The sequence below is a fragment of the Vibrio sp. D173a genome (assembly GCF_030248475.1).
Window position 1 is genome coordinate 1 of sequence record NZ_JAHGAH010000272.1, and the last position, 21,541, is coordinate 21,541.

A 21,541-nucleotide genomic window follows, 5' to 3' on the forward strand; every position below is an offset into this window, starting at 1 on the left:
TTGTGTATAAGAGACAGCCTCTTTGGTCGCTTCAAACTCGGCTTCAGTTTCGACTCGCTCAGCTAAGAAATGGTACTTGGTGCGCTTTTTGGTATGCTGCTTAACCAATTCACACGCTTTCTCAAGCCCCATCGCCATGATATCGAGTTTTACGATGTGGACATAAGGCAAGAAACGACGCCATTCGTCAGTCAAAGTGAAATCATCGAGCGCAATCAAATAGCCTTCACGGTAAAGTTCGCGAATGGCTTCAAGCAGTTCATCGGTCGGTTGGCAGGTTTCGAGTACTTCAACCACGATTTTGTTTTTCGGCAAACTTCTTGGTAGCCGACGTAACAAACTTTGTTGAGGGAAATTGATGAAGCATCGTGACGATGCAATCAAAGGATTGGTTCCGACAGAGAGAAAATTCTCTACAATCAATCGGTATGTCGCCCTGTTTGAATCGATGTGTGCAGGATAGGCATTACTTTCACCATCGCGGAACAACAACTCATATCCCAGCGTCTGTCTTTTACGATTAAAGATAGGCTGGCGGGCGACATACGCATTTTTCATTCGAAATTATTGTGATTTTTATAATTTGTTACTTAGCTGCCGCTAATAATGCACCACATCCCATGAACATTGAACCGAATACTTTATTAATTTTGCCCATGATCTTATCTGAGCGAATAAAGCGACCCATTTGAGCGGCCAAACTGGTGTAACCCAGCATCACAAACGCATCAATGGTCACTGTGGTCACACCCAAAACCAACAGCTGAGTCAGCTGGTCTTTCGCTGGATCGATAAACTGTGGAAACAGTGCCACCAAGAAGACGATCGATTTTGGGTTTGTCAGGTTAATAAGAATGGCTTTGTACAACAGAGAAGTGCCTGACATCGCTTTGTGGCTTTCGGTTGCAACTAAACCAGACGTATCACGCCACTTTTGAATGCCAAGCCACACAAGGTAAGCCGCACCCACCCACTTAATCACGGTAAATGCCGTTGCCGATTGCGCCACCAACGCGCCAATGCCAGCACCAACCAGAGCAATATGAATCGCCAAACCGATTTGTAAACCAACGATAGCACCTAATGACTTGCGCGTGCCGTAACTCAAACCATTACTGATCGAGTTGACGGTACCAGATCCCGGAGCCAGACTAAAAACGATTGCTGTTACCACATAGGCTAACCAAACGTGGGTATCCATTGCATTTCCTCAATAATTCTTCGATGATACATCGCGTAAACAACGTATCTTCAGGTAATCGACTAATGGCTATTAACCATTCACCTTTGACTTATACTCAAGAGACTTTATTTGAGCAAGCAATAGGTGGTCCGATCGCAGCACTTTGGCAAGAGCGCCAAGAAGGCTTTGTAAAAGGGACAGAGAAAAAGAAAATCTACTGGTGCAAACTCACCAATCCTGAGCACACAAAAGCCGTGCTGATCGTCAACGGTCGCATTGAAGCTTCCTGGAAATACCAAGAACTGTTCTATGATCTGTATCGACAAGGTTATGACGTGTATTCGTTTGACCATCGAGGACAAGGTTTATCAGATCGCCTAATTCCAGACTCAGACATGGGTCACGTCTATGACTTTAATGACTACATTGAAGATATGGAATTGGTGCTGCAACAGCTTGATTTAAGCGGATACCAACAGCGTTTTATCATTGCTCACTCAATGGGTGGCGCAATCGCTACGCGCTACCTGCAAACGCATCCAGAACACAACTTTGATGGTTTGATTCTGAGTTCCCCAATGTTTGGTATCAACCTACCTTGGTATCTCAGCCCTATCGCGATTCCGGTCAGCCAAATCTTAGCGGCAGTCTCGACAAAGCCAAGCTACGCGCCGGGTCATAAAGAATACTACCCAAAACCGTTTGAAGATAACCCACTTAGCCAAAGCTACGATCGTTATCATTGGTTCCGTGGTTTATACCGTGACAAACCCGAGCTGCAAGTCGGTGGGCCAAGCACCCGCTGGGTTTGGCAAGGTTTAATGGCTGCCAAGCAATGTATTTTGCTGACACGCCAAATTAAAGTTCCGGTTTTATTGGTTCAGTCAGGCAACGATCGCATCGTGAGTAACGCCGCGCAGCAACGCTTTATCGATAAGCTAAGTAAGACCAACCCTAATGCCAGCCTAGTTTCGATTGCTGGTGCAGAGCACGAAATTTTGTTCGAAAAAGACCAGTATCGTAACCAAGCTCTGGACGCTATCTTTTCCTTTATGCGTGCTCAAAGCGCATAAAATAAATTAAAGAGGAAATACGAGGTCTGCGATTTACCCTCTTTTTCCTCCTTATTTTGGCGTAAACTTCATCATGTTCCCCGCACTCGGAGCAGTACGACCTAGTCAATCTACTGCGCTCCGTGTGCAATCAACCTGTTCCACTCTATCCGAACCGTTTACGAGGGCTTCATGAGCACATCGCTACCTTGCAAAGAGATCACCAAAATCGTTGCCTCAGATCTGGATGGCACTTTACTCGCACCAAACCACCAGCTAAGCGCTTACTCGAAAGAGACGCTAAAAGCGCTGCATGAACAAGGCTACACATTTGTCTTTGCAACGGGTCGCCACCACGTAGACGTCGCAAGCATTCGTCGCACGGTAGGTATTCCGGCTTACATGATTACTTCGAATGGTGCACGTGTGCACGACCAGAATGATCAAGAGATGCACAGCCAGAACGTACCTGAAGATTTGGTGCAGCCAGTGATCGACACGATCAAAACGGATCCTGAAATACTTATCCACATGTATCAAAACGACGACTGGTTGCTGAACAAAGACGACGAACAACTGCGTGATTTCCACGAAGAGTTCTCTTACAAGTTATACGATCAAAACAATGCACCAACTAACGGCATTGCGAAAATCTTCTTCACTCATCCAGCGCAAGACCATGAACATCTTGTTACCTTCGAAACGAAGCTGCGTGAACAGTTTGGCGATCGACTAAACATCGCATTCTCAACACCTTGGTGTCTGGAAGTGATGAGCGCTGGCGTTTCTAAAGGTGATGCTTTGAAGGCTGTCGCAGAGTCTATTGGTCTAACACTGGAAAACACCATCGCCTTTGGTGACGGCATGAACGACGTAGAAATGCTATCAATGGCGGGTAAAGGTTTGGTGATGGGCACCTCTCACGAGAAAGTGATGAAAGCACTACCAAACAATGAAGTGATCGGCAGCAACGCCGACGATGCGGTTGCACACTACCTGCAAGATCATCTGCTATAACCGTATTGGCTATCAACAGTAGATTATTAGCAAAATCACAAAGGGCTGCACTATGCAGCCCTTTTCTTTTATCTTTGACTCGGTAACTTCTCTTTACCGAGGATTGCTTGCCACTCTTCTTCACTCACCGGCATGATCGATAAGCGATTACCGCGTTTCACCAGTGGCATGTTTTCTAGCTCTTGCATCGCCTTCATGACTGACAACGGAATCAAGCGCTCAGTCTTACGTACAAACTCAATATCCACCATTATCCAACGCGGATTTTCTGGGTCAGATTTTGGGTCGTAATAATCGCTCTCTAGGTCAAACTGGAAATGATCGGGATACGCTTCACGGGTCACTTTGGCAATACCTGCCACACCCACGTTCTTGCAAGAAGAGTGGTAAATCAGCACCAAGTCGCCCAATTTAACTTGGTCACGCATCATATTGCGCGCCTGATAATTACGAACTCCCTCCCAACATGAAACCTTTTGGGTTCGAAGCGTGTCAATAGAAAAGGTATCTGGTTCTGTTTTAAATAACCAATATGCCATAATGCCATCCGATGCAGATTGAGTAATGAGGAAGATATAACATGAAGGCTTTGAAAAACCCAGTGGCATTAGCCACACTGCTGGTCCTGCAAGCATGTAGCATGCAACCACAGCAGTCCGATGCAGACACACCAACGACTCCGCCTGCGTCCTTAGATAAGCCAGAAACCATCTTACCTCAAACCTTTATGCTGCGTGGTGAAGTCGTGATTGGGCATGAAAGCCAGTACATCACACCTTGTGGTAGCGACAAACAATACTGGCTGCAACTGTCACCACAACAGGTGCAAAGAGCCATCGCATTAACCAATCAGCCTTATCAAACCATGTATGGAGAAGTGATTGGTCACCTCAATCCACCTGGTGTTGATGGTTTCTCTGCAGACTTCGACGCAAACTTCGTAGTAGAACAAGTAAACTTCCTCACCACAGAAAACCCACAACGCTGTAAACAAACCAGTAAACCAACACGAGTTTTCGGTAACGAGCCATCATGGTCAGCCAGCTTTGAAGGCAACACACTCAAGTTCCAGCAAATGGGTAAGTCGACACAAACACTCGAAATCGACAGCAGCAAACTGCAACCTCGTCAGCGAACATACCAACTGAATGACGGCGAACTGCGCATGACCGAGAACTTGTGTTCTGACACCATGAGCAACTCTCTCTACGGCTGGAAGGCAACACTGGAGCATGGAGATAAAACCTATCAAGGTTGCGGTATGGCGGCCAACGTAGATTCAACACTCGAGTGGGTGAACACTTACGTCGCGACGTCGACCCAATCGCAAGGCTTCGAAGTACAGATGACACTCAACAGCGACCACAGTGCCATCACCAAATACAGCTATTCAGACGGGCAACCGCCATTGATTGAACGCGGCTACTGGCAACAACTAAGCCCATCGCAAGTACAAATATTGATGACTCACCACCAGCAACAACGCTTGATGACCGAGCGCCTGTTTACTCGCGAAGGCAACCAGCTGAAAGCAGTCAAAGAGAAAGTGGGCAATTTGGTTTATCCCATTGCTGATGGCGGTTTAGTGCTATACCCAGCAACAGTGCGTAACTCGGGCACAGAACAACCAGCAGCCGAGCGCAACAACGATCCAATTGGTGCAGCTGATGTGCCATCCAGTGCCGAATTTAATTCAAAAGTGGATGCGGCGGTGCGAAACTACTTTTTCATTAATCAAACCAACCCAAGCAATAACCAATACCGTTGGCTGACCTATGATCTGAATGGCGATGGTGATGAAGAATTACTGGTGCAACTTGATTGGTGTGGCTCTGGCGGTTGTACTCTGCTGATATTCGAAAACCACGAGAAAGAGTGGCGTTTCAATAGCCGTATGACGCTAGTGCAAAGTCCAATCATGCTCGGTCAACAAACTTCACACGGTTGGCGAGATCTGATTTTCAATGTGAGCGGCGGCGGTGCAACACCAGGCCAACACGTGATGCAATACACTGGCGTAAGTTACCCAATCAACCCAAGCTTGGCGCCAAAAGCGAGCAAAGAACAAGTCAGCGGCGTGCGTTTGTTCTCAGATGGTATCAGCCCTGTTCGTGATGGAGTGCGCTTGTAATGGCGCAGCCTTGTCCACATTGTGGCTTCCAGTTCAACTGCATCTGTTCACTGCTGCCTAAGTTAAGCAGTGAACACTCGCTGATGCTGTTGATGCACCCTAATGAACTGACGCGCGATACCAACACTGGCAAACTGCTCGCTCAGTGCCAACTGAATGTCAGTCAAGTCGTTTGGGACCGAAAAGCGCCACCAGCGGAGTTATTAGAAACGCTCGCTAACCCGGGCTTGCTGCCAGTACTGCTATTCCCTAGTGAAGAGAGCTTGACGCTTGAACAAGTGCAGCAAAAAAGTAATCAGCAAAACAGACAACCGCTGTACATCATTGTTGATGCAACTTGGCAAGAAGCGCGCAAAATGATCAATAAAAGCCGATGGCTAGAAGGTATCGCGATGATGGGCTTAGCCACTCAATCCGATTCCCAGTATCAACTGCGCCGCAATCAACAAGAAGGCAACTTATGTACCTTTGAAGTTGCTGCTCAATTGCTCGGACAACTTGGTGAAGAGCAAAACCAGCAACAGATGCTAGCGTTCTTCGAGCAATACCTTCCTCGTTTCCAAGCCGAGAAAAGTGGTCATGAGTTCAAAGCCTAGCGCTCTTAAGAATCAAAAAACGCAGCTTTAACGCTGCGTTTTTTATTGGCTGCTGTTTCACGTGAAACAAAACTCCAGGGCACTTAAGCATAATTAGAGCAAAGCACGTTAAAACAAACGTGTCGGTTCACCTAAGTAATAACCTTGCAGATAGTCCACACCCATGTCCTGCGCAATGTCGCAAACCTCTTTATTGTGCACGAACTCCGCGACGGTCTTGGCATTAAACACCTGACACAAACGCACTAACTGCGAAGCAATCTTGCGCTGTTTTTGGTCTTTGTCGATGTAGCGAATCAAACTGCCATCGAGCTTAATCACTTCAGGCTCTAACTTGAGAATCTCATCAATATTGGAGTAACCCGAACCAAAGTCATCAACAATAATGCGAGCCCCTAAGTTTCTAAAGTGGCTGCACACCTCAATCATTCGGCCGTAGTCTTTAATCTGTTCCGACTCCAACACTTCCAAACCAATCCGTCTTGGGTCGTTAAGCTGGGTAATGGCATGTTCAAGCAACATCAAGGTTTTATCGCTGAGTAAATCCTGAGGAGACAAATTAATTGAGAAGTCGCCTTGTTTGTCCTTCATGTAATTCAGCGTTGAACGGATCATGTGGCGGCTCAAACGTGTGTACAAATGCGTATCAGAAATGATAGGTAAGAAACGCCCCGGCGCAATGATGCTGCCATCCTCTTCGATGATACGCACCAAACACTCTTGGCTCGCGGGACGATGGTTGTAAGCGTGTACAATTGGCTGACTGTAGGTAATGATGTTCTGTTTGAGAATGGCGCGGCTCACACAGCTCAACCAACCCAACTGCTCTTTTCGCACGTCTTCATTGACCTCAATGTCTTTGGCATTACAGATGTGAGTATTACTTCGCACCCCAGCTCTTCGCGCTTCAATGCCTTTGAGCAGCAATTCATCCGGCGATGCGGTTGGAAAATCACGACGACTAACTAAACCACCACACAATGAAATCGAGAGGTAGTCAATGTCTCGTAAGCCACTTGGCTCAAAGTTGGTTTGCTCAACCGCGTCAGCAAAGCGAGTAAAGTGTTGCTTGATCGCTTCACTGCTAGTGTCAGCTTTAAATAAGAATGCCCACTCACCCACACCAATGCTATAGAGTTGCAGCGCGGCAGGTTTACCAAGACGTTTACGTAGCCGATTGCTAAAGTGCATCGACAAGTCTTTCAACAGTTGGTCGCCAACGCGATAGCCGTACTTTTCGTTGATATGGCTGAAATTAAGAAGTTTAAGTGTCAGTAGATGCTCATCGGCATTAATGGTGATTAAGCGCTCTTGCAGCGCAACGCGGTTTTGTAACCCTGTGCGGCTATCTCGACGAAAACTTTTTTCTAGCTTCTTCGCTTGGCGGTCGAGCTGATAGCCCATGTGCACATTCATGCTATTTAGGTCACCTATCGCATTGCGTATCAGACTAAATAACGGTGAAATCGAAGCAGTCATTTCCTGTGTGGGCAAGTTGATCTCGTCAACTTCATCCCCTTCACGCATCGCAAGGTAAGTCAGGCTGTGGTGCAGAATTTCTTGATGATCATTCCCACCATGCAGTTCACCCATGCAGTAACTACCGGCCGTACTAGAGATATCAGCAAAGGCACGGACTTCATCGCTGCTATCAATATAATCGAGTCGTGATGCGCAGTTATAAATCATCACCGCTTCAGGCTGGTGCATAGCAAGCTCTACCACCCCATGGCGCACTTGCTCCAGAGTTAAAGAAGGATGGTTGTAGCAAAACTGTACTTCATCACCCAGACACCAAGGACGGTCGAAACTCATGCTGCCATCGGGATGAATCTCGGTCACCGCACACACCTCTTTGCGCCCAATGGATTCGCGATAAAGTGGGAAATTCAGCAGCTGATTAAGCGTCAGGTCGTGCCCATCAGCAAGGTAGTGCTTGTAAACATCAAGTGCTTTAAGCTCTCCCAAGCTATACAAGCGCGTGCCTTTGGCATGAGTCACCTTATGAGGCATGCCGATAGGGTTCCACTCGGAATACGCACTGGTCCACACTTTCAAGCTGTCACTATGTAAAGCAACCGCCACAACCGCTTCATCATAAACTTGGTCTTGATGTAGGACCCAGCAACCATCATCAATGGCTTGAGCCAAACCGCCAGAAACCATTGGGCCTTCAGGATTAAATACTCGATACACGGGGTAGTCACGTCGTTCGATTTGGACAGAAAAGCTGATAATGGCTTTGGAGCTATCTTGCAGTTCTAAGGCTTGCTTGAGGTCGTAGCCATCAATATCTGGCGAGAAGGAATAATGCTGAACCGCGGAAGTAAGTGTGGTTTGATTAAACTCCATCACACACACTAAGCAGCCATGGTTGAAAATTTCACCTTCTAGAATAACATGGCGCGTACTGTGCCCAATGATATGGGTATCAGGCAGTCTTTCTAGAATTGCCCGAGCGAGTTCTGTTGCAGTATCGCGTGATTGTGTAGATAGTAGTTGCACCAAATAACGTTTATCCGCACAACACCGATAAGTGACTAAAAAATCATTAAGCTGATCCACATTTTGAACCAGTTGAGAGAATGCTCGCATTTACCCTACCACTGCCGTCATCAAGCCAAAATACATGAAAAGTACTTTTGTTATTTTACTGTTATGAGAGTAATTTACGTGGCTTTACGTGGCTTTGCTAGGGTCAGGGGTAAGATTGAATGGATTAATGCGAAAGCGATTACAAAAGCGTAAGCAACGATTGCAAGCTATTGATTTCAACATCAGGTAAGGTTCGTGTTTTTTCCTTATTAATGACATTTTTATTCATATCATTAAACCAGCATGCGGCAAAACCCGAGAGTTTTGCACCTTGAATATCCGTCACCAGATGATCGCCAACATGAAGAATGTGCTCACTTGGTAAGTCTAGAAACTGCTGCGCTTTGGTGAACATATCTGGTGCTGGCTTCGCGCTGCCATCCGGTCCTGCTTTCAGCACTTGTTGGAAATAAGGTGTAAGCCCTATTCTATCTAAATCCACATTACCGTTAGTGATCGCCACCAGCGGGATTTCTTGCCCCAGTTGAGCAAGTACATCGAGGCTTTGCTGTGGCACCTCAAAACGGTTACGCCAATCCAAAGCAACCTCTACCGCGGCTTGGGCGGCAGAATGTGCTGCATCGTCATCGTAACCAACTTGGGAGAAGGCTTGCTTAAGTTGCACTAAGCGCCACACAGTGACATCACTCTTTAGCTCTGGTTGCTGCTGTAGAACACTTTGTTTGAGCGCAAACCAATCGGCTTTATCCATGTGAGCGATCGCCGGATGATGGTGTTTAAGCCAAGATAGCAACTCACGCTCCATACGAACTATCACCGGGTAGTTGTCATAGAGGGTGTCATCAAGGTCAAACGTCATCGCCTTTACAGGCGCGATACGGCGGTAGAATTTCATGGGATTCCTTGGGTTAGTCCGACTTGTCGTCGTTTCTCTTACGCGCTCTCGGGTGCGCCTGATCATAAGCTTGCGCTAAATGTTGGAAATCCAAGTGGGTGTAGATTTGGGTGGTCGAGATATTTTCATGCCCCAATAGCTCTTGCACTGCACGTAGGTTATTGCTCGATTCCAGCATATGCGTTGCAAACGAGTGACGCAGTTTGTGCGGGCTAATGTGACTCGCGACCGACTGTTTCTGCCCCCACTCCGCCATGCGCTTTTGCACACTGCGGTGTGAGATCCGTGTACCCAGCTTGGAAACAAACAGTGCAGGTTCACCCGGCGCGGCTAGATCACCACGCACACGCAACCATTTACCAACCCATTCAGTTGCCATACCAGAGAACGGCACTTTACGTTCTTTGTCACCTTTACCAATCACTCGTAATTCGCCACTGCGTAGCTGAACATCACGCACATCGACACTTACCAGCTCTGCCAAACGCAGACCAGCGCCGTACATGAGCTCCATCATGGCACGATCGCGCACCGCTAGCGGGTCGTCTTCGTTCACTTCGAGCAGTTGGTTTACTTCATCCACATCGAGGTTTTTCGGCAGTGGGCGTTGCTTACGTGGTGCCGAAACCCCTTTGGCTGGATTCGCTGACATTTCTCCACGTAGGATCAGGAAATCGAAAAAGCTGCGTAGAGAAGATAAGCGCGTCGCTAAGCTGCTGGCTTTCATGCCTTCACGCATGCCTTTACCTGCCAATTGACGCACCCAACCCGCATCGACTTGCGACCAATCTTTCAACCCCATCTCAGCCAAGTGGTGAGCCATGGTTTCCAATTGTTGTTTGTAGTTGCGTTGGGTATGCAGGCTAAGCCCCTTTTCGCTTCGCAGGAATTCGTAGAAGCGTTCAAGAGGCTTTTGAAGACTATTTGGCAGAGGAGTGTTGGGAGTTGTCGTCATCGTGACTTTGCCATACCAATGTTTGAGCGAGATGTGCCACTACTAAGGATAGGTGACGCAAAAACAAGGTATCCATATCTGGTTGGAAATGACCGCCATCCTCGCTAGAAAATGCCAGTACGCCAAGCGTCTGTTTTTTCACAAGCGGTAGCACCACATAGGAACCCATTTCTGGAACGTCCATATCCCCAAACAACGCTTCGCGATCCACTTTACGCAGACGACCTAAGTAAGCCTCTTTGCCGTTTAAGTGATTGGTAGCAAAACGTTGATAGCTTTCCTTACTCAATTGAGTCGCAGCATCACACTGGCTCAATAGACGCACATACGCCTTCAAACCAAGGTCTTTGGCTTTGAGTTCAATGGCGCTGATGACTTGCTTGAAATCACCACACTTAAGGATTTGCCCTTGCAGATCCATGAACTCGTAGAAGGTGCGATCGTTGTTCGCTGCCAAAGACATCAGTGTGGTGATCTCTTCTTCCAGCTCTTCAATACGCTGACGCTGACGGTTCATTTGAATATGAACCAACGAGACCGCGCCTAAATCTGCATGAGGTAGAGAGAGGCGATCGACCAATTCTGGGCGTTGAACGAAGAAGTCTGGATGGTCTTTTAAATACTGAGCAACGACTTCCGCAGTCAGCGCATCCGCTTCAACTTCTGAGATTTGGTTTTCTTGCTCTTCAACTAGCACAACAATTGACCATCAAATACGTGTGTTGCTGGGCCAGTCATAAACAATGGTTTGCCTGGACCTTGCCAAGAGATGCGCAAGTCACCGCCCGGAAGTGAAACTTTCACATTCTCGTCCAGTAGACCTTGCAAGATGCCAACCGCAACCGCACCACAGGCACCGCTACCACAAGCTTGGGTTTCACCCGCACCACGCTCATACACGCGCAAACGGATGTTGTTGCGATCCACGATCTGCATAAAGCCTGCGTTCACACGCTCAGGGAAGCGTTCGTGTGATTCTAATAGCGGACCGAGTGTTTCCACTTCTGCCGTATCCACATCGTCGACCACGGTCACCACATGCGGGTTACCCATGCTCACCGCGCCACAGAACAGGGTTTTGTCGCCTGTGCGCATGATGTAGGTTTTCTCTTTCTGCTTCGCTTTAAAAGGGATCTTGCTCGGCTCGAACTCAGGCTCACCCATGTTCACCGTAACTTCACCATCGTCTTCGACATCAAGAGTCATCTTACCCTTCTTGGTGCTGACGCTGATGCTGTACTTGTTAGTCAAACCTTTCAAACGGACGAAACGCGCGAAACAGCGAGCGCCATTACCACACTGCTCAACTTCACTGCCATCGGCATTAAAAATGCGGTAGTGGAAGTCAGTTTCTGGATCATAAGGCGCTTCAACCACGAGCAATTGGTCAAAACCAACGCCCGTGTGACGATCCGCCAAACGACGGATCAAATCTTGCGAGAAAAACACGTTCTGGGTAATGCAGTCGACGACCATAAAGTCGTTGCCCAAACCGTGCATTTTGGAAAAGTGGAAATGCATTTGTTGTGTGTTACTCCGGTAGAATCTGTTCCAGCTGCCACAAACTGGTCAGCTCCTCACGCTGGCGAACAAGGTGGCTTTGGTTGCCATCCACCATCACTTCCGCCGCTCGGGTACGAGTATTGTAGTTCGAAGACATCACAAAACCATAGGCGCCTGCAGAGCGAACCGCGAGTAGATCACCTTCTTGCAGCACTAGTGCTCGATCTTTACCCAAGAAATCGCCCGTTTCACAGATAGGACCGACTAAGTCGTAAGTCTGTGCTTCACCTTCACGCGGTGAAACCGGGACAATATCTTGCCATGCCTGGTATAGCGCAGGACGCATTAAATCGTTCATCGCCGCATCGATAATCGCAAAGTTCTTGTGCTCAGTGTGTTTTAGGAATTCCACACGCGTTAGCAAGATACCGGCGTTGGCTGCAATCGCACGGCCTGGTTCGAAAATCAGTTCAAGATCTTGATGGTTCTCAAGACGACCTAACAGTGCTTTCGCATAGTCTGAAGGCTGTGGTGGCAATTCATCACGATATACTACGCCTAGACCACCACCAACGTCCAAGTGACGAATGTTGATGCCTTGCGCTTTTAAGTCATCAATCAGTGCTAACAGACGATCTGTAGCGTCGATGAAAGGTTCAATCTCAGTCAGCTGAGAGCCAATGTGGCAGTCGATGCCTTGCACGTTGAGGTTTGGCAGGCTCTGAGCAAATTTATATACCGCAGGCGCACGGTCAAAAGCGATACCAAATTTGTTGTCACGCAGACCAGTCGAAATGTAAGGGTGCGTTTTTGCGTCTACGTCAGGGTTAATTCGTAGAGAAATCGGTGCAACCACACCCAGCTCGCCCGCGACTTTATTCAAGCGCTCAAGCTCAGGCTCTGATTCCACGTTGAAGCATTTAATGCCCAGTTCCAGTGCGCGTTTCATCTCTGCTGGTGTTTTTCCAACACCCGAGAACACCACCTTCTTCGCATCACCGCCAGCCGCGATAACACGCTCAAGCTCACCACCTGATACGATATCAAAGCCTGAGCCCAAACGAGCCAGTGCATTCAATACGCCAAGGTTTGAGTTTGCTTTTACTGCATAACAAACAAGATGAGGATGCTGACCCACTGCGCTGTCAAACGCATTCCAGTGACGCTCTAGCGTTGCACGTGAGTAAACATAAAGAGGAGTGCCATGTTGCTCGGCAAGAGCTTGGAGTGAGACGTCTTCGGCCCAAAGCTGGCCATCATCCTGATAGTTGAAGTAATCCAAAATTTGCTTCCCTTAATTAATTCGACTGCTAAACCCTGATTTCACCCTAAGGGTGGCTAATTATTGTGACTGCTCGTTCTGCTGAGCGTCATCTGGGATGTAAAGTGAACCTGATTGACCGCAACCAGCAAGTGTCGCTGCAACCATCACAAACAACACCGTAAGTAATTTTTTCATTTTGCATATCGTGATTATTAAACCAATGCCCCCTATAATCGCACCACACTCAGGAAAAGCAATAGGATAGACGGATGAACGATACTGAATTTCATCAACTGGTGGATGCGCAGATGCAAAACATCGAAGAATCCATCGATGAATCAGGCGCAGACATTGATTACGAAGTCACTGGCAACGTAATGACATTAGAGTTTGAAGACCGCAGCCAGATCATCATTAACCGCCAAGAGCCAATGCATGAAATCTGGTTGGCGTCGAAGTCTGGCGGCTTCCACTTCAAGCTGGTGGATAACAAATGGACTTGCTCTAAAACGGGCATGGAACTATTTGAAATGGTGAAAGAAGAGTGCGAAAAGCACGCTGGTGAAGCGATCGATTGGGTATAAGCCAAAGAGTCTCGTGACGACCAGTCACCTAAACGAAAAAAGAGCACTGAGGTGCTCTTTTTTGTTGGTCGTTTTATGCATTCACCGCTTTGGTTGGGCGGGTTGGCGTACAACCATCGTTGCGATAAGGGATAATGTAGGTATTACCTTCTTCCGGATGAATAATTTGATAGTACTGCGGCAAGTTAAAGTTAATAAACTTCGACGATACACGACTCTCGTCTTTCACCGAGGTGTAGAAGCTGTTCACTGACGCAATCATTTCATCTTTAGAGCCACTAAACTGGTGGTAAACCTCAACTTGGTTTGATTCATCCAATACGTAGATGTTAAAACCATCGTCGGTGTCTTCAAAGAAGAACTGCACCAAACCTTCACTGGCAAAGCCATCCACTACTTCTGGTAGTTGATACTCTTGCTCACGATCCAACATCAACAACGGTGAGCCTTTCAGCTTATTGGTTGAAATGCTGCGGTAGAAGTCGACCGAGTTTTCCAGCTTCTGAACCGATACGCCACGACGCTCAAAGAACAAGCCGTAAGTTTGGTTAGCAAGACGCATGGCTTTAAAGCGACGACGTTTCTCTTGTTCAACCGGCTTCAAACGTAAGTCGATACACTCTGCCAATAGCTGATATACCATATTGCGCATCACGCCACGCATGTTTTTCGCATAACAGAATACATCCACCGACTCTGGCGGAATCGCATCTTGGTGCATTTTGCCAAGGATGGTCTTCAACGCATCTAGCATCGCGGTTTCGCCTTTGAAGTGCAGGGTACGCACTTCGTGCCATGAGTTGCGATAAACCAAATCAACACTGCCGACCAAATTAATTTGCTCAGGACCAAAACTGAAGATATCGGTGTTCTTCACATCCACTTTGAGTGAGCGACCTGACAGCTCTGCGGTTGGGTCATTTTCAAAGTTGATGAACATCGCCATCTGACTAATTTCGCACGGGCTACCCAATGCTTGCATGGTTGGACGACGCTTACGTAACGAGAAGGTGTTACGTAGGTCACTCACCATTTGGTAGAACTTATCGATGTCTAACTGCGCTTCACTCACCACCGCGTGCAAACGTGTTGACTCGGTAATCAAACCGTTGAAGAACGCCCAAGAAACCAACTTACTCAAGTACTCATGGTGCTCAAGACAAGGTTGACCAAGAATACGGTGCGCAATCAGTGGTTGCTTGTACAAATACCAACCTGACTTGTTCACCCCGCCCTCTTTTACTTCAATGAAGCTCAAGTCGGGCTCGTGCAAATCTGGCGAGATCTGAGGGTTAAGCAAGGTAACTTTCCCCGGCAGCACTTCGAATGCCGCGTACAGCTTACGGGCAAGAATACTGATGTCTTGCGGGCTGATCGCCGAGGTAATGTCATTACGACGCGCAAACTGAATCAAGTTACGGTAGCTTTGCATCAAAGCATCCAGCAGTGCATGGTGCACTACTTTCACTTGCTCTACTTTCCAGTTACGGCGATCGTCGAGTTCCGCTAATACCGCTTCATCCCAATCCCATTTTGCAATCATGTCGCTCAAAGCTTCACGACGCCAAGCGACAGAGCCTACATCAGGTTCACGAGACAGCTTTTCATGGGTTTTAAGGTAGAAACAGCGGCGAACTAAATCCAAACGAGTGTCGTCTTGGATTCGCTCTAGGTAACGCGTTACTTTCTCTAGCATCAAGTAGTACGCATCCATGCCGTACAGGTCCGGCTCGTGGGCAAAGAAGCGACGCTTAGTGTCGATACTAAGAAGTTGTGTGTGCGGGTATTCCCACGAGTAAGCTTCAAGCAAGATCGCTTTCAACACGGACTTGTAAGGGGAATCGATACTCTTGTACAGCTGCCATAAGTTCGAACCGAAGTACTCTTCAGCAGGAATGCGGTTAAGCTGACCAAAGTTGATCCACTCATCACAATTGATGTAGCCATCTTTACAAAGCTGTGCAACGTACTCGTCGTAACACTCTTCCATTTCTGGTGGCACGATTTGCCACAACAAACGCTGTCCAGCTAGACGTACCGCAGAACGGTAGAACTCATCCAGCAATAATAAATGCTGAGAAGAACCACAGTTATCGCCGGTCATCTCTTCTGAACGGTTGCTACGAAAACGCTCTTCATCCATTAAGAAGAAGTTCGCTTCTACACCTTGGCTTTGTGCCCAGTCAGTGATCAGCAAGCATTTATTGGTCAGCAGTTCACGTTGGTCGTTATCCATCTCCGGTGAGATACACACCCAAATATCCAAATCACTTGAGGTACTTTGACCAATCGAAGAGGTACTGCCCATGGTGTACAAACCTAAGATCGCAGGTTGCTCTGCTGTCTTAAGCGCTTGACCAATCGTCAGTTGAGTATCATCAAGGAATCGTTGTTGGAGTTCGTTCAGCTCTAGACCAAACACACCATAAGGGACGTCTGCATCGTAGTAGCCGGGAATAACAGGATGGTTGTAGTTCAACAAGGCAGGTATCAAGTGGAAGACTTGCTGGCTTTGCGAATCCATAAGCGCCAGCGCACGGTCGATCCGTTGCTGGTTCAGGTTATCTAATCGCTGAATAAGTTTTTGGGTGTAAGCCTGCAAGGGAAGTTCCTTGGTTGAACAATCACGAAAATCTGCTGATGTTTTAAACCAAAACGGCTTAAAAACGTGATCAATTTAACACTTTCATCAGGATTGGTAAAGATTTCCACCTGCAAATAGTTGTGGTCTAAAAACCCCACACTAGTCGCAAAAATTGATAGCGCAGTAGTTTCGCTTGTATTCGCCTATAACTAATAATAGTCCTTAGTCTAAATGAGAATCCAGTCACACTATTTCCATAACGTTATGTAATTCCATTCATGACGCTCAGAGAAGACTAACTAACATTAAGATTTTCACGCGTTGAGTGGTAGGATTAGGCAGAACTAAAACAGCATTGAGAAGACCATGACACAATCTACGCCAATTCGCATTGCAACTCGAAAAAGCCCTCTTGCCCTATGGCAAGCACACTTTGTAAAAGACGCACTTCAAGCCGCTCATCCAGGTTTGGAAGTAGAACTCGTCACTATGGTGACCAAAGGCGACATCATTTTGGATACGCCGCTAGCCAAAGTTGGTGGTAAAGGCTTGTTCGTTAAAGAGCTAGAAGTGGCAATGCTTGAAGGTCGTGCAGACCTTGCGGTGCACTCAATGAAAGATGTACCAGTAGACTTCCCTGAAGGTCTTGGCTTGGTGACGATTTGTGAGCGTGAAGACCCACGCGATGCCTTCGTTTCTAACACTTACAACAACATTGATGAGCTGCCACAAGGCGCAGTTGTAGGTACTTGTAGCCTGCGTCGTCAGTGTCAGTTAAAAGAATACCGCCCAGACTTAGTTATCAAAGAGCTGCGTGGCAACGTAGGTACTCGCCTAGGTAAGCTAGATGCAGGTGAATACGACGCAATCATTCTTGCAGCAGCAGGCCTGAAGCGCCTTGAGCTAGAAGAGCGCATCCGTAGCTTTATCGAGCCAGAGCAATCACTGCCAGCAGTAGGCCAAGGTGCGGTGGGTATTGAGTGTCGTGTGGATGACGAGCGTCTACTTAAGTTGCTTGAGCCACTAAACCACCAAGATACAGCAGATCGCGTACGCTGTGAGCGTGCGATGAACCTCACCCTTGAAGGCGGTTGTCAGGTGCCAATCGGCAGTTACTCACTGCTTGATGGCGATAACATCTGGCTTCGCGCACTAGTTGGTGAACCAGACGGCAGCCTAATTGTGCGTGGTGAAATTCGTGGTCACCGCAACGATGCCGAGGCACTCGGAGTTCAACTGGCTAATGAGCTACTTGAAAACGGTGCGCGCGACATCCTAACCAAACTGTACGCAGACCACGAATAATCATGGCAGTGTTGGTCACTCGTCCGGGAGAGCAAGGCGCGGCGCTTTGCTCTCTGCTCGAAAGGCACGGCAAAACTGCAATTCATCATCCTCTGATCGACATCGTCGCCGATCTCAGCGACACACAACTCTCCAAATACATTGAAACCGCTCAAATCATTATTGCTGTTAGCCAGCATGCGGTGCAATGCGCGGAGCAAATCTTGCAGAACCACGCTAAATCATGGTCTAAGCAGGCTGTATACCTTGCCGTTGGTCAAAAAACAGCACACTATTTAAGCAAATGTACCCAACAAAAAGTACACTATCCACAAGTCAGTGATAGTGAGCACTTGTTGCAGCTACCCGAGCTAAACAATGCAGAAAAACAAACAGTTCTGATCCTCCGTGGCAACGGCGGTAGAGAGCTGATAAAAGATGCATTGGTGAGACGTGGAGCAAAAGTTCACTATAGTGAGACTTATAAGAGAGAATTTATCCCATTCGATCCAGTAAGCTGTGTCTCACTATGGAAAACCCAACAAATCGACCAGATTATCGTCACCAGTGGTGAACAACTGGATTATTTGTGCAGCCAATTGACGTCAGAGCAATTGACTTGGCTTAATCAACAAGAGTTGTATATCCCCAGTCAGCGAATCGCTGACATCGCAATTCAACGGGGCTTCACTCAGGTCAGGTGCACAGGAAGCGCATCCAACCAAGAATTACTGGCTGCTCTCCAGCCCTAGCTACACAGGATATAGGCATGACAAGTAAAAATAACGACCAAAAGAATAACGATAAAAACCTTTCCGAAGAAACCACATCGGCACCGCTAGCTGAAAAAGACACGCCTAAGAAGGAATCTGAGCCAACCAAGCCAGAACAACCAAACAAAGTTGAATTTGAAGAGAAGCAAGGCAAACGCGGCGTCAAGCTGGGTACCGTCGCTATCGTCTTATCACTGATTTTTGGTGGCGGTCTCACTTACAAAATGCTTGAGCAGCAATCTGAATACCAAACTCAGATCGCTCAGCTGCAAAGCCAACTGGAGCAAGCTCAATCAGCAATGAAGCAAGAGCTTAGCCAAGTAAAAGAAGAAACCATTGAAAAAGCGACCACAGTCACTCACAAAGCAGAAGTGGTACTGGGTCAGCAACAAAAGAGCATCGAAAGCCTGCAACTGGCAGTCGCTGATGTGAAAGGTCGTCGTCCAAACGACTGGTTACTGGCAGAAGCTGACTACCTAGTAAAACTGGCAGGTCGTAAATTGTTCTTAGAGCACGATGTAGAAAGTGCTACTCAATTGATGGAAAGCGCGGATCAACGTATCGCAGCGCTGAACGACCCAAGCTTGGTCGGTCTGCGTAAAGCCATGGCAAACGACATTACTAAGCTGCGTGTTGTTCCTTTAGTAGACCGTGATGGCTTGGTATTGCGCCTCACTGCACTACAACAGCAAGTAGACAAACTGCCACTTGCGAATGCTTTACTACCTGAAGCAGCTGCGGTAGAGAAACAACAAGTGTCTGAAGACATTGCAAACTGGCAAGATAACCTGATGACGTCACTAAAAGACTTCTCAGAAAATTTCATCACCTTCCGCACTCGTGACGGCAACGTAATCCCTCTATTGTCACCACAACAACACTTCTACTTGAAAGAAAACATCAAAGCGAAGTTAGAGACGGCAATTAAAGCGGTTTACCAAGAGCAAGGTGAAATCTACACCACCTCTTTGGAAACGGCAGACAAGTGGGCAATGGCATTCTTCAACCAAGACGACAACTCGGTGAAAGAATTCAACAAAACACTGAGTCAACTGAGCAAGCAAGACATTCAAGTTGAATACCCTGCGAAGCTAGAAAGCCAAAACCAACTCTCTGACGTGATTCGTGAACGTCTACGTCGTGAAGTGACCACAATGACAGGTACGGAGGATAAGTAATGGTTCGTCTTATTTTCCTATTTGTTGTTCTTGGTGCCGGCTTATTCGTTGGCACTCAATTCTCAGGTCAGCAAGGTTATGTCCTAATCTCAATTGCTAACAAAACCATTGAGATGAGTGTAACCACCTTAGTGATCTTCGTGATTGCGGCCTTGGCGGCACTGTTCTTCTTAGAATACGTAGTCAAGAAAGTGGTTTACGCAAGCTCAAGCACATGGAATTACTTTAGCGTGCGCAAAATGCGTCGCTCTCGTCGCTACACCAACGAAGGCATCATCAAGCTACTTGAAGGTGACTGGAAAGGCGCAGAGAAAAAAGTAACACGCTGGGCAAACCACCACGATATGCCTCTCCTGTGTTACTTAGTGGCTTCAGAAGCTGCGCAAGGTCAAGGTGACAAAGCGAAGCGTGACCAGTACCTAGAACTGGCAAGCCAGCAAGAAAACGCGCACCTAGCGGTAGAGTTGACTCGCGCGAAACAGTTCATTCGTGATAACGAATTCGAATCTGCATTCGATACACTGCAAGCACTGAAAGGTCAGTACGCGAATAACTCGATTGTTCTTAACCTGCTGAAAACCACTTACATGCAGCTTAAGCTATGGCAACCGCTGATCGATCTGATGCCTCAACTAAGCAAAGCCAAACTGGTCACGGAAGAAGAACAAGCGGAACTGATTCAGCAAGCACAATGCGGCTTGCTACACGAAGTGGCTCAGCAGCAAGGCAGTGAAGGTCTTACCTCACACTGGAACGGGCTGCCACGTAAGGTAAAACAAGACGCTCATTTGATCGGTTGTTTTGCTCACGAGCTCATCTCACGCAAAGCAGATAACGAAGCATTCACAGTAATCAAAGAAGCACTAAAGAAGAGCCCAACACCAGAGCTCTACCAATTACTGCCAGAGCTAAACCTGCCGGATAGCCACCCAGTCATCATATTCTTGGAAGGTGTCTTGAAGCGTGAACCAGAAAACGCAGCGGCGCAAAGTGCATTAGCGCACTTCTTCTTCCGCCAAGAAAAATGGCAAGAAGCGCAAGAGCACTTCGAGGTTGCGCTAAAACTTCGCTCAGACGTTTCTGACTATGCTTACCTAGCAGACACACTAGAGAAGCAAAACCTAACAAAAGCGGCTCACGAGGTCTCTCGTAAAGCGCTAACGCTAGTTCAAAACAACTAAGCGACCCAGAAAGCAGAAAGCCGACAGTTTACTGTCGGCTTTTTTATTGCCTACAATTTTTCATGCCCTATCATTGTACGACTGACTCCCCCAAGAGCAGAGTTCCCTCTACTGACCGCACCTGATTAGAAATAATCATCAAAGCTTATGTGGTTCATTCCAAGCTGCTCTTCTTCGTGTCACTAAGAAGCACGTGAAGCAACCGCGATCACTTTCTGCAAGACATAACGATTGGTTTTAAATGGTTAGGAGGGAAAGTCTCCTTCAAGAGCACAGTAAAGCGTAGTGATGACCAAAGAAGTAACTAGGAGTAATGTTATGCACTTATTCGATGTGAGAGCCTCATACTGTGCTTGGATAGCGTTTGTTAAAAAAGATAAAGCAAATCGACAGAAAGTATCAGAAGGTGCTCAGACGCTCTAATACACATGATTGCTACAGTTGAGTAGAAACGCTCTTTTGTTAAAAGAAACACTGCGTCGATATAGAGAGGAATAATAAGGGGAAAGTTCAATCACTTTCGCTAGAGGGCAGTTTCTATAACCCTACAAGGCAAAGAAAATAGAAAGCCTCAAGGTACGGCTAAACCCTGGACAGCTTATTGAGTGGAGAGCAGCAGCGCTAGTTTGGAACTGCACTCGGTTAGGAAGTCACTTCATTTATTTACCAGCACTAGAAACGACGAAAACCCGTTGGTTTCTCAACAGGCTTTCTTTGTAGTGACTGAGTTCGAGGACGACTAACCCTAAGTCGCGACTGACTTGAGATTTAATGCAAATCCCGTCTAATTCTCAAACGTCAGAAA

19 protein-coding genes and 1 pseudogene are annotated in these 21,541 nt (G+C 47.2%); 9 read left to right on the top strand and 11 right to left on the bottom strand.

The features are described 5' to 3' along the window. A partial coding sequence (locus tag KIV40_RS23710; protein ID WP_375164879.1) for an EAL and HDOD domain-containing protein occupies positions 1–558 on the bottom strand: 558 nt, incomplete at its 3' end. Between the two features lie 28 nt (positions 559–586). Next, positions 587–1,201 (bottom strand): homoserine/homoserine lactone efflux protein, encoded by a 615-nt coding sequence (rhtB, locus tag KIV40_RS23715; protein ID WP_005430372.1) that lies wholly within the window; start codon positions 1,199–1,201, stop codon positions 587–589. Between the two features lie 65 nt (positions 1,202–1,266). Here rhtB and KIV40_RS23720 point away from each other — a divergent pair, with 65 nt between their 5' ends. Together KIV40_RS23720 and KIV40_RS23725 are read left to right on the top strand one after the other, a co-directional pair. Further along, on the top strand, positions 1,267–2,256 hold the full coding sequence (locus tag KIV40_RS23720) for an alpha/beta fold hydrolase (protein WP_005533650.1): 990 nt from the start codon (positions 1,267–1,269) through the stop codon (positions 2,254–2,256). 171 nt (positions 2,257–2,427) lie between these two features. Beyond that, a complete protein-coding gene (locus KIV40_RS23725; RefSeq protein WP_103412572.1) occupies positions 2,428–3,252 on the top strand; it encodes a Cof-type HAD-IIB family hydrolase in 825 nt (274 codons plus the stop codon). A gap of 68 nt (positions 3,253–3,320) precedes the next feature. Here the strand turns inward: KIV40_RS23725 and KIV40_RS23730 are convergent, their stop codons facing one another. Continuing rightward, the gene (locus KIV40_RS23730; protein ID WP_228175932.1) at positions 3,321–3,791 is read right to left on the bottom strand and encodes an EVE domain-containing protein; all 471 of its coding nucleotides are present in this window, start codon (positions 3,789–3,791) and stop codon (positions 3,321–3,323) included. A gap of 41 nt (positions 3,792–3,832) precedes the next feature. Between KIV40_RS23730 and KIV40_RS23735 the strand changes: the two genes are divergently transcribed. Together KIV40_RS23735 and KIV40_RS23740 are read left to right on the top strand one after the other, a co-directional pair. Beyond that, positions 3,833–5,383 (top strand): COG3650 family protein, encoded by a 1,551-nt coding sequence (locus KIV40_RS23735; protein WP_134978020.1) that lies wholly within the window; start codon positions 3,833–3,835, stop codon positions 5,381–5,383. Then, a complete protein-coding gene (locus KIV40_RS23740) occupies positions 5,383–5,979 on the top strand; it encodes a tRNA-uridine aminocarboxypropyltransferase (protein ID WP_010650577.1) in 597 nt (198 codons plus the stop codon). The genes KIV40_RS23735 and KIV40_RS23740 overlap by 1 nt, the downstream gene beginning before the upstream one ends. Positions 5,980–6,087: 108 nt before the next feature. Here KIV40_RS23740 and KIV40_RS23745 read toward each other — a convergent pair whose 3' ends face one another. The 7 genes and pseudogenes from KIV40_RS23745 to KIV40_RS23775 form a co-directional block, all read right to left on the bottom strand. Continuing rightward, a complete protein-coding gene (locus tag KIV40_RS23745; RefSeq protein WP_228175937.1) occupies positions 6,088–8,574 on the bottom strand; it encodes an EAL domain-containing protein in 2,487 nt (828 codons plus the stop codon). 139 nt (positions 8,575–8,713) lie between these two features. Further along, the gene (yigB, locus tag KIV40_RS23750; RefSeq protein WP_228175940.1) at positions 8,714–9,430 is read right to left on the bottom strand and encodes a 5-amino-6-(5-phospho-D-ribitylamino)uracil phosphatase YigB; all 717 of its coding nucleotides are present in this window, start codon (positions 9,428–9,430) and stop codon (positions 8,714–8,716) included. A 13-nt stretch (positions 9,431–9,443) separates the two neighbouring features. After that, positions 9,444–10,385 (bottom strand): tyrosine recombinase XerC, encoded by a 942-nt coding sequence (gene xerC / locus KIV40_RS23755; RefSeq protein ID WP_005533635.1) that lies wholly within the window; start codon positions 10,383–10,385, stop codon positions 9,444–9,446. After that, positions 10,351–11,055 (bottom strand): DUF484 family protein, encoded by a 705-nt coding sequence (locus KIV40_RS23760; protein ID WP_038890549.1) that lies wholly within the window; start codon positions 11,053–11,055, stop codon positions 10,351–10,353. Before KIV40_RS23760 ends, xerC begins: the two co-directional genes overlap by 35 nt. 20 nt (positions 11,056–11,075) lie before the next feature. Further along, the gene (gene dapF, locus KIV40_RS23765; RefSeq protein WP_285351648.1) at positions 11,076–11,906 is read right to left on the bottom strand and encodes a diaminopimelate epimerase; all 831 of its coding nucleotides are present in this window, start codon (positions 11,904–11,906) and stop codon (positions 11,076–11,078) included. 10 nt (positions 11,907–11,916) lie between these two features. Continuing rightward, the gene (lysA, locus tag KIV40_RS23770; protein ID WP_005452029.1) at positions 11,917–13,170 is read right to left on the bottom strand and encodes a diaminopimelate decarboxylase; all 1,254 of its coding nucleotides are present in this window, start codon (positions 13,168–13,170) and stop codon (positions 11,917–11,919) included. A 60-nt stretch (positions 13,171–13,230) separates the two neighbouring features. Continuing rightward, positions 13,231–13,442, bottom strand: a pseudogene (locus tag KIV40_RS23775) (lipoprotein). On the opposite strand from KIV40_RS23775, the gene cyaY reads away from it, so the two are divergent. Then, complete coding sequence (gene cyaY / locus KIV40_RS23780) at positions 13,422–13,736, top strand: iron donor protein CyaY (protein ID WP_005533624.1); 315 nt, start codon at positions 13,422–13,424, stop codon at positions 13,734–13,736. The pseudogene KIV40_RS23775 and the gene cyaY sit on opposite strands and share 21 nt — an antisense overlap. Positions 13,737–13,809: 73 nt before the next feature. Here the strand turns inward: cyaY and KIV40_RS23785 are convergent, their stop codons facing one another. Next, on the bottom strand, positions 13,810–16,338 hold the full coding sequence (locus tag KIV40_RS23785) for a class I adenylate cyclase (RefSeq protein WP_285351650.1): 2,529 nt from the start codon (positions 16,336–16,338) through the stop codon (positions 13,810–13,812). Positions 16,339–16,686: 348 nt separating this feature from the next. Between KIV40_RS23785 and hemC the strand changes: the two genes are divergently transcribed. The 4 genes from hemC to KIV40_RS23805 are packed head-to-tail and all read left to right on the top strand — an operon-like array spanning position 16,687 to position 20,736. Then, positions 16,687–17,625 (top strand): hydroxymethylbilane synthase, encoded by a 939-nt coding sequence (gene hemC / locus KIV40_RS23790; protein ID WP_005430387.1) that lies wholly within the window; start codon positions 16,687–16,689, stop codon positions 17,623–17,625. Between the two features lie 2 nt (positions 17,626–17,627). After that, positions 17,628–18,356: a uroporphyrinogen-III synthase gene (locus tag KIV40_RS23795; RefSeq protein ID WP_285351652.1), complete on the top strand. Its 729-nt coding sequence runs from the start codon at positions 17,628–17,630 to the stop codon at positions 18,354–18,356. A gap of 17 nt (positions 18,357–18,373) precedes the next feature. Next, on the top strand, positions 18,374–19,555 hold the full coding sequence (locus KIV40_RS23800) for a uroporphyrinogen-III C-methyltransferase (RefSeq protein ID WP_038890548.1): 1,182 nt from the start codon (positions 18,374–18,376) through the stop codon (positions 19,553–19,555). Further along, positions 19,555–20,736: a heme biosynthesis protein HemY gene (locus tag KIV40_RS23805; RefSeq protein WP_285351654.1), complete on the top strand. Its 1,182-nt coding sequence runs from the start codon at positions 19,555–19,557 to the stop codon at positions 20,734–20,736. The genes KIV40_RS23800 and KIV40_RS23805 overlap by 1 nt, the downstream gene beginning before the upstream one ends. The last annotated feature ends 805 nt before the right edge of the window (positions 20,737–21,541 follow it).

Coding starts and splice junctions, on each gene's coding strand:
- dapF (WP_285351648.1), bottom strand. CDS start 11,906: ATGCATTTCCACTTTTCCAAAATGCACGGTTTGGGCAACGACTTTATG.
- rhtB (WP_005430372.1), bottom strand. CDS start 1,201: ATGGATACCCACGTTTGGTTAGCCTATGTGGTAACAGCAATCGTTTTT.
- KIV40_RS23725 (WP_103412572.1), top strand. CDS start 2,428: ATGAGCACATCGCTACCTTGCAAAGAGATCACCAAAATCGTTGCCTCA.
- KIV40_RS23745 (WP_228175937.1), bottom strand. CDS start 8,574: ATGCGAGCATTCTCTCAACTGGTTCAAAATGTGGATCAGCTTAATGAT.
- KIV40_RS23740 (WP_010650577.1), top strand. CDS start 5,383: ATGGCGCAGCCTTGTCCACATTGTGGCTTCCAGTTCAACTGCATCTGT.
- KIV40_RS23720 (WP_005533650.1), top strand. CDS start 1,267: ATGGCTATTAACCATTCACCTTTGACTTATACTCAAGAGACTTTATTT.
- cyaY (WP_005533624.1), top strand. CDS start 13,422: ATGAACGATACTGAATTTCATCAACTGGTGGATGCGCAGATGCAAAAC.
- KIV40_RS23730 (WP_228175932.1), bottom strand. CDS start 3,791: ATGGCATATTGGTTATTTAAAACAGAACCAGATACCTTTTCTATTGAC.
- xerC (WP_005533635.1), bottom strand. CDS start 10,385: ATGACGACAACTCCCAACACTCCTCTGCCAAATAGTCTTCAAAAGCCT.
- KIV40_RS23795 (WP_285351652.1), top strand. CDS start 17,628: ATGGCAGTGTTGGTCACTCGTCCGGGAGAGCAAGGCGCGGCGCTTTGC.
- KIV40_RS23735 (WP_134978020.1), top strand. CDS start 3,833: ATGAAGGCTTTGAAAAACCCAGTGGCATTAGCCACACTGCTGGTCCTG.
- yigB (WP_228175940.1), bottom strand. CDS start 9,430: ATGAAATTCTACCGCCGTATCGCGCCTGTAAAGGCGATGACGTTTGAC.
- KIV40_RS23805 (WP_285351654.1), top strand. CDS start 19,555: ATGGTTCGTCTTATTTTCCTATTTGTTGTTCTTGGTGCCGGCTTATTC.
- KIV40_RS23800 (WP_038890548.1), top strand. CDS start 18,374: ATGACAAGTAAAAATAACGACCAAAAGAATAACGATAAAAACCTTTCC.
- hemC (WP_005430387.1), top strand. CDS start 16,687: ATGACACAATCTACGCCAATTCGCATTGCAACTCGAAAAAGCCCTCTT.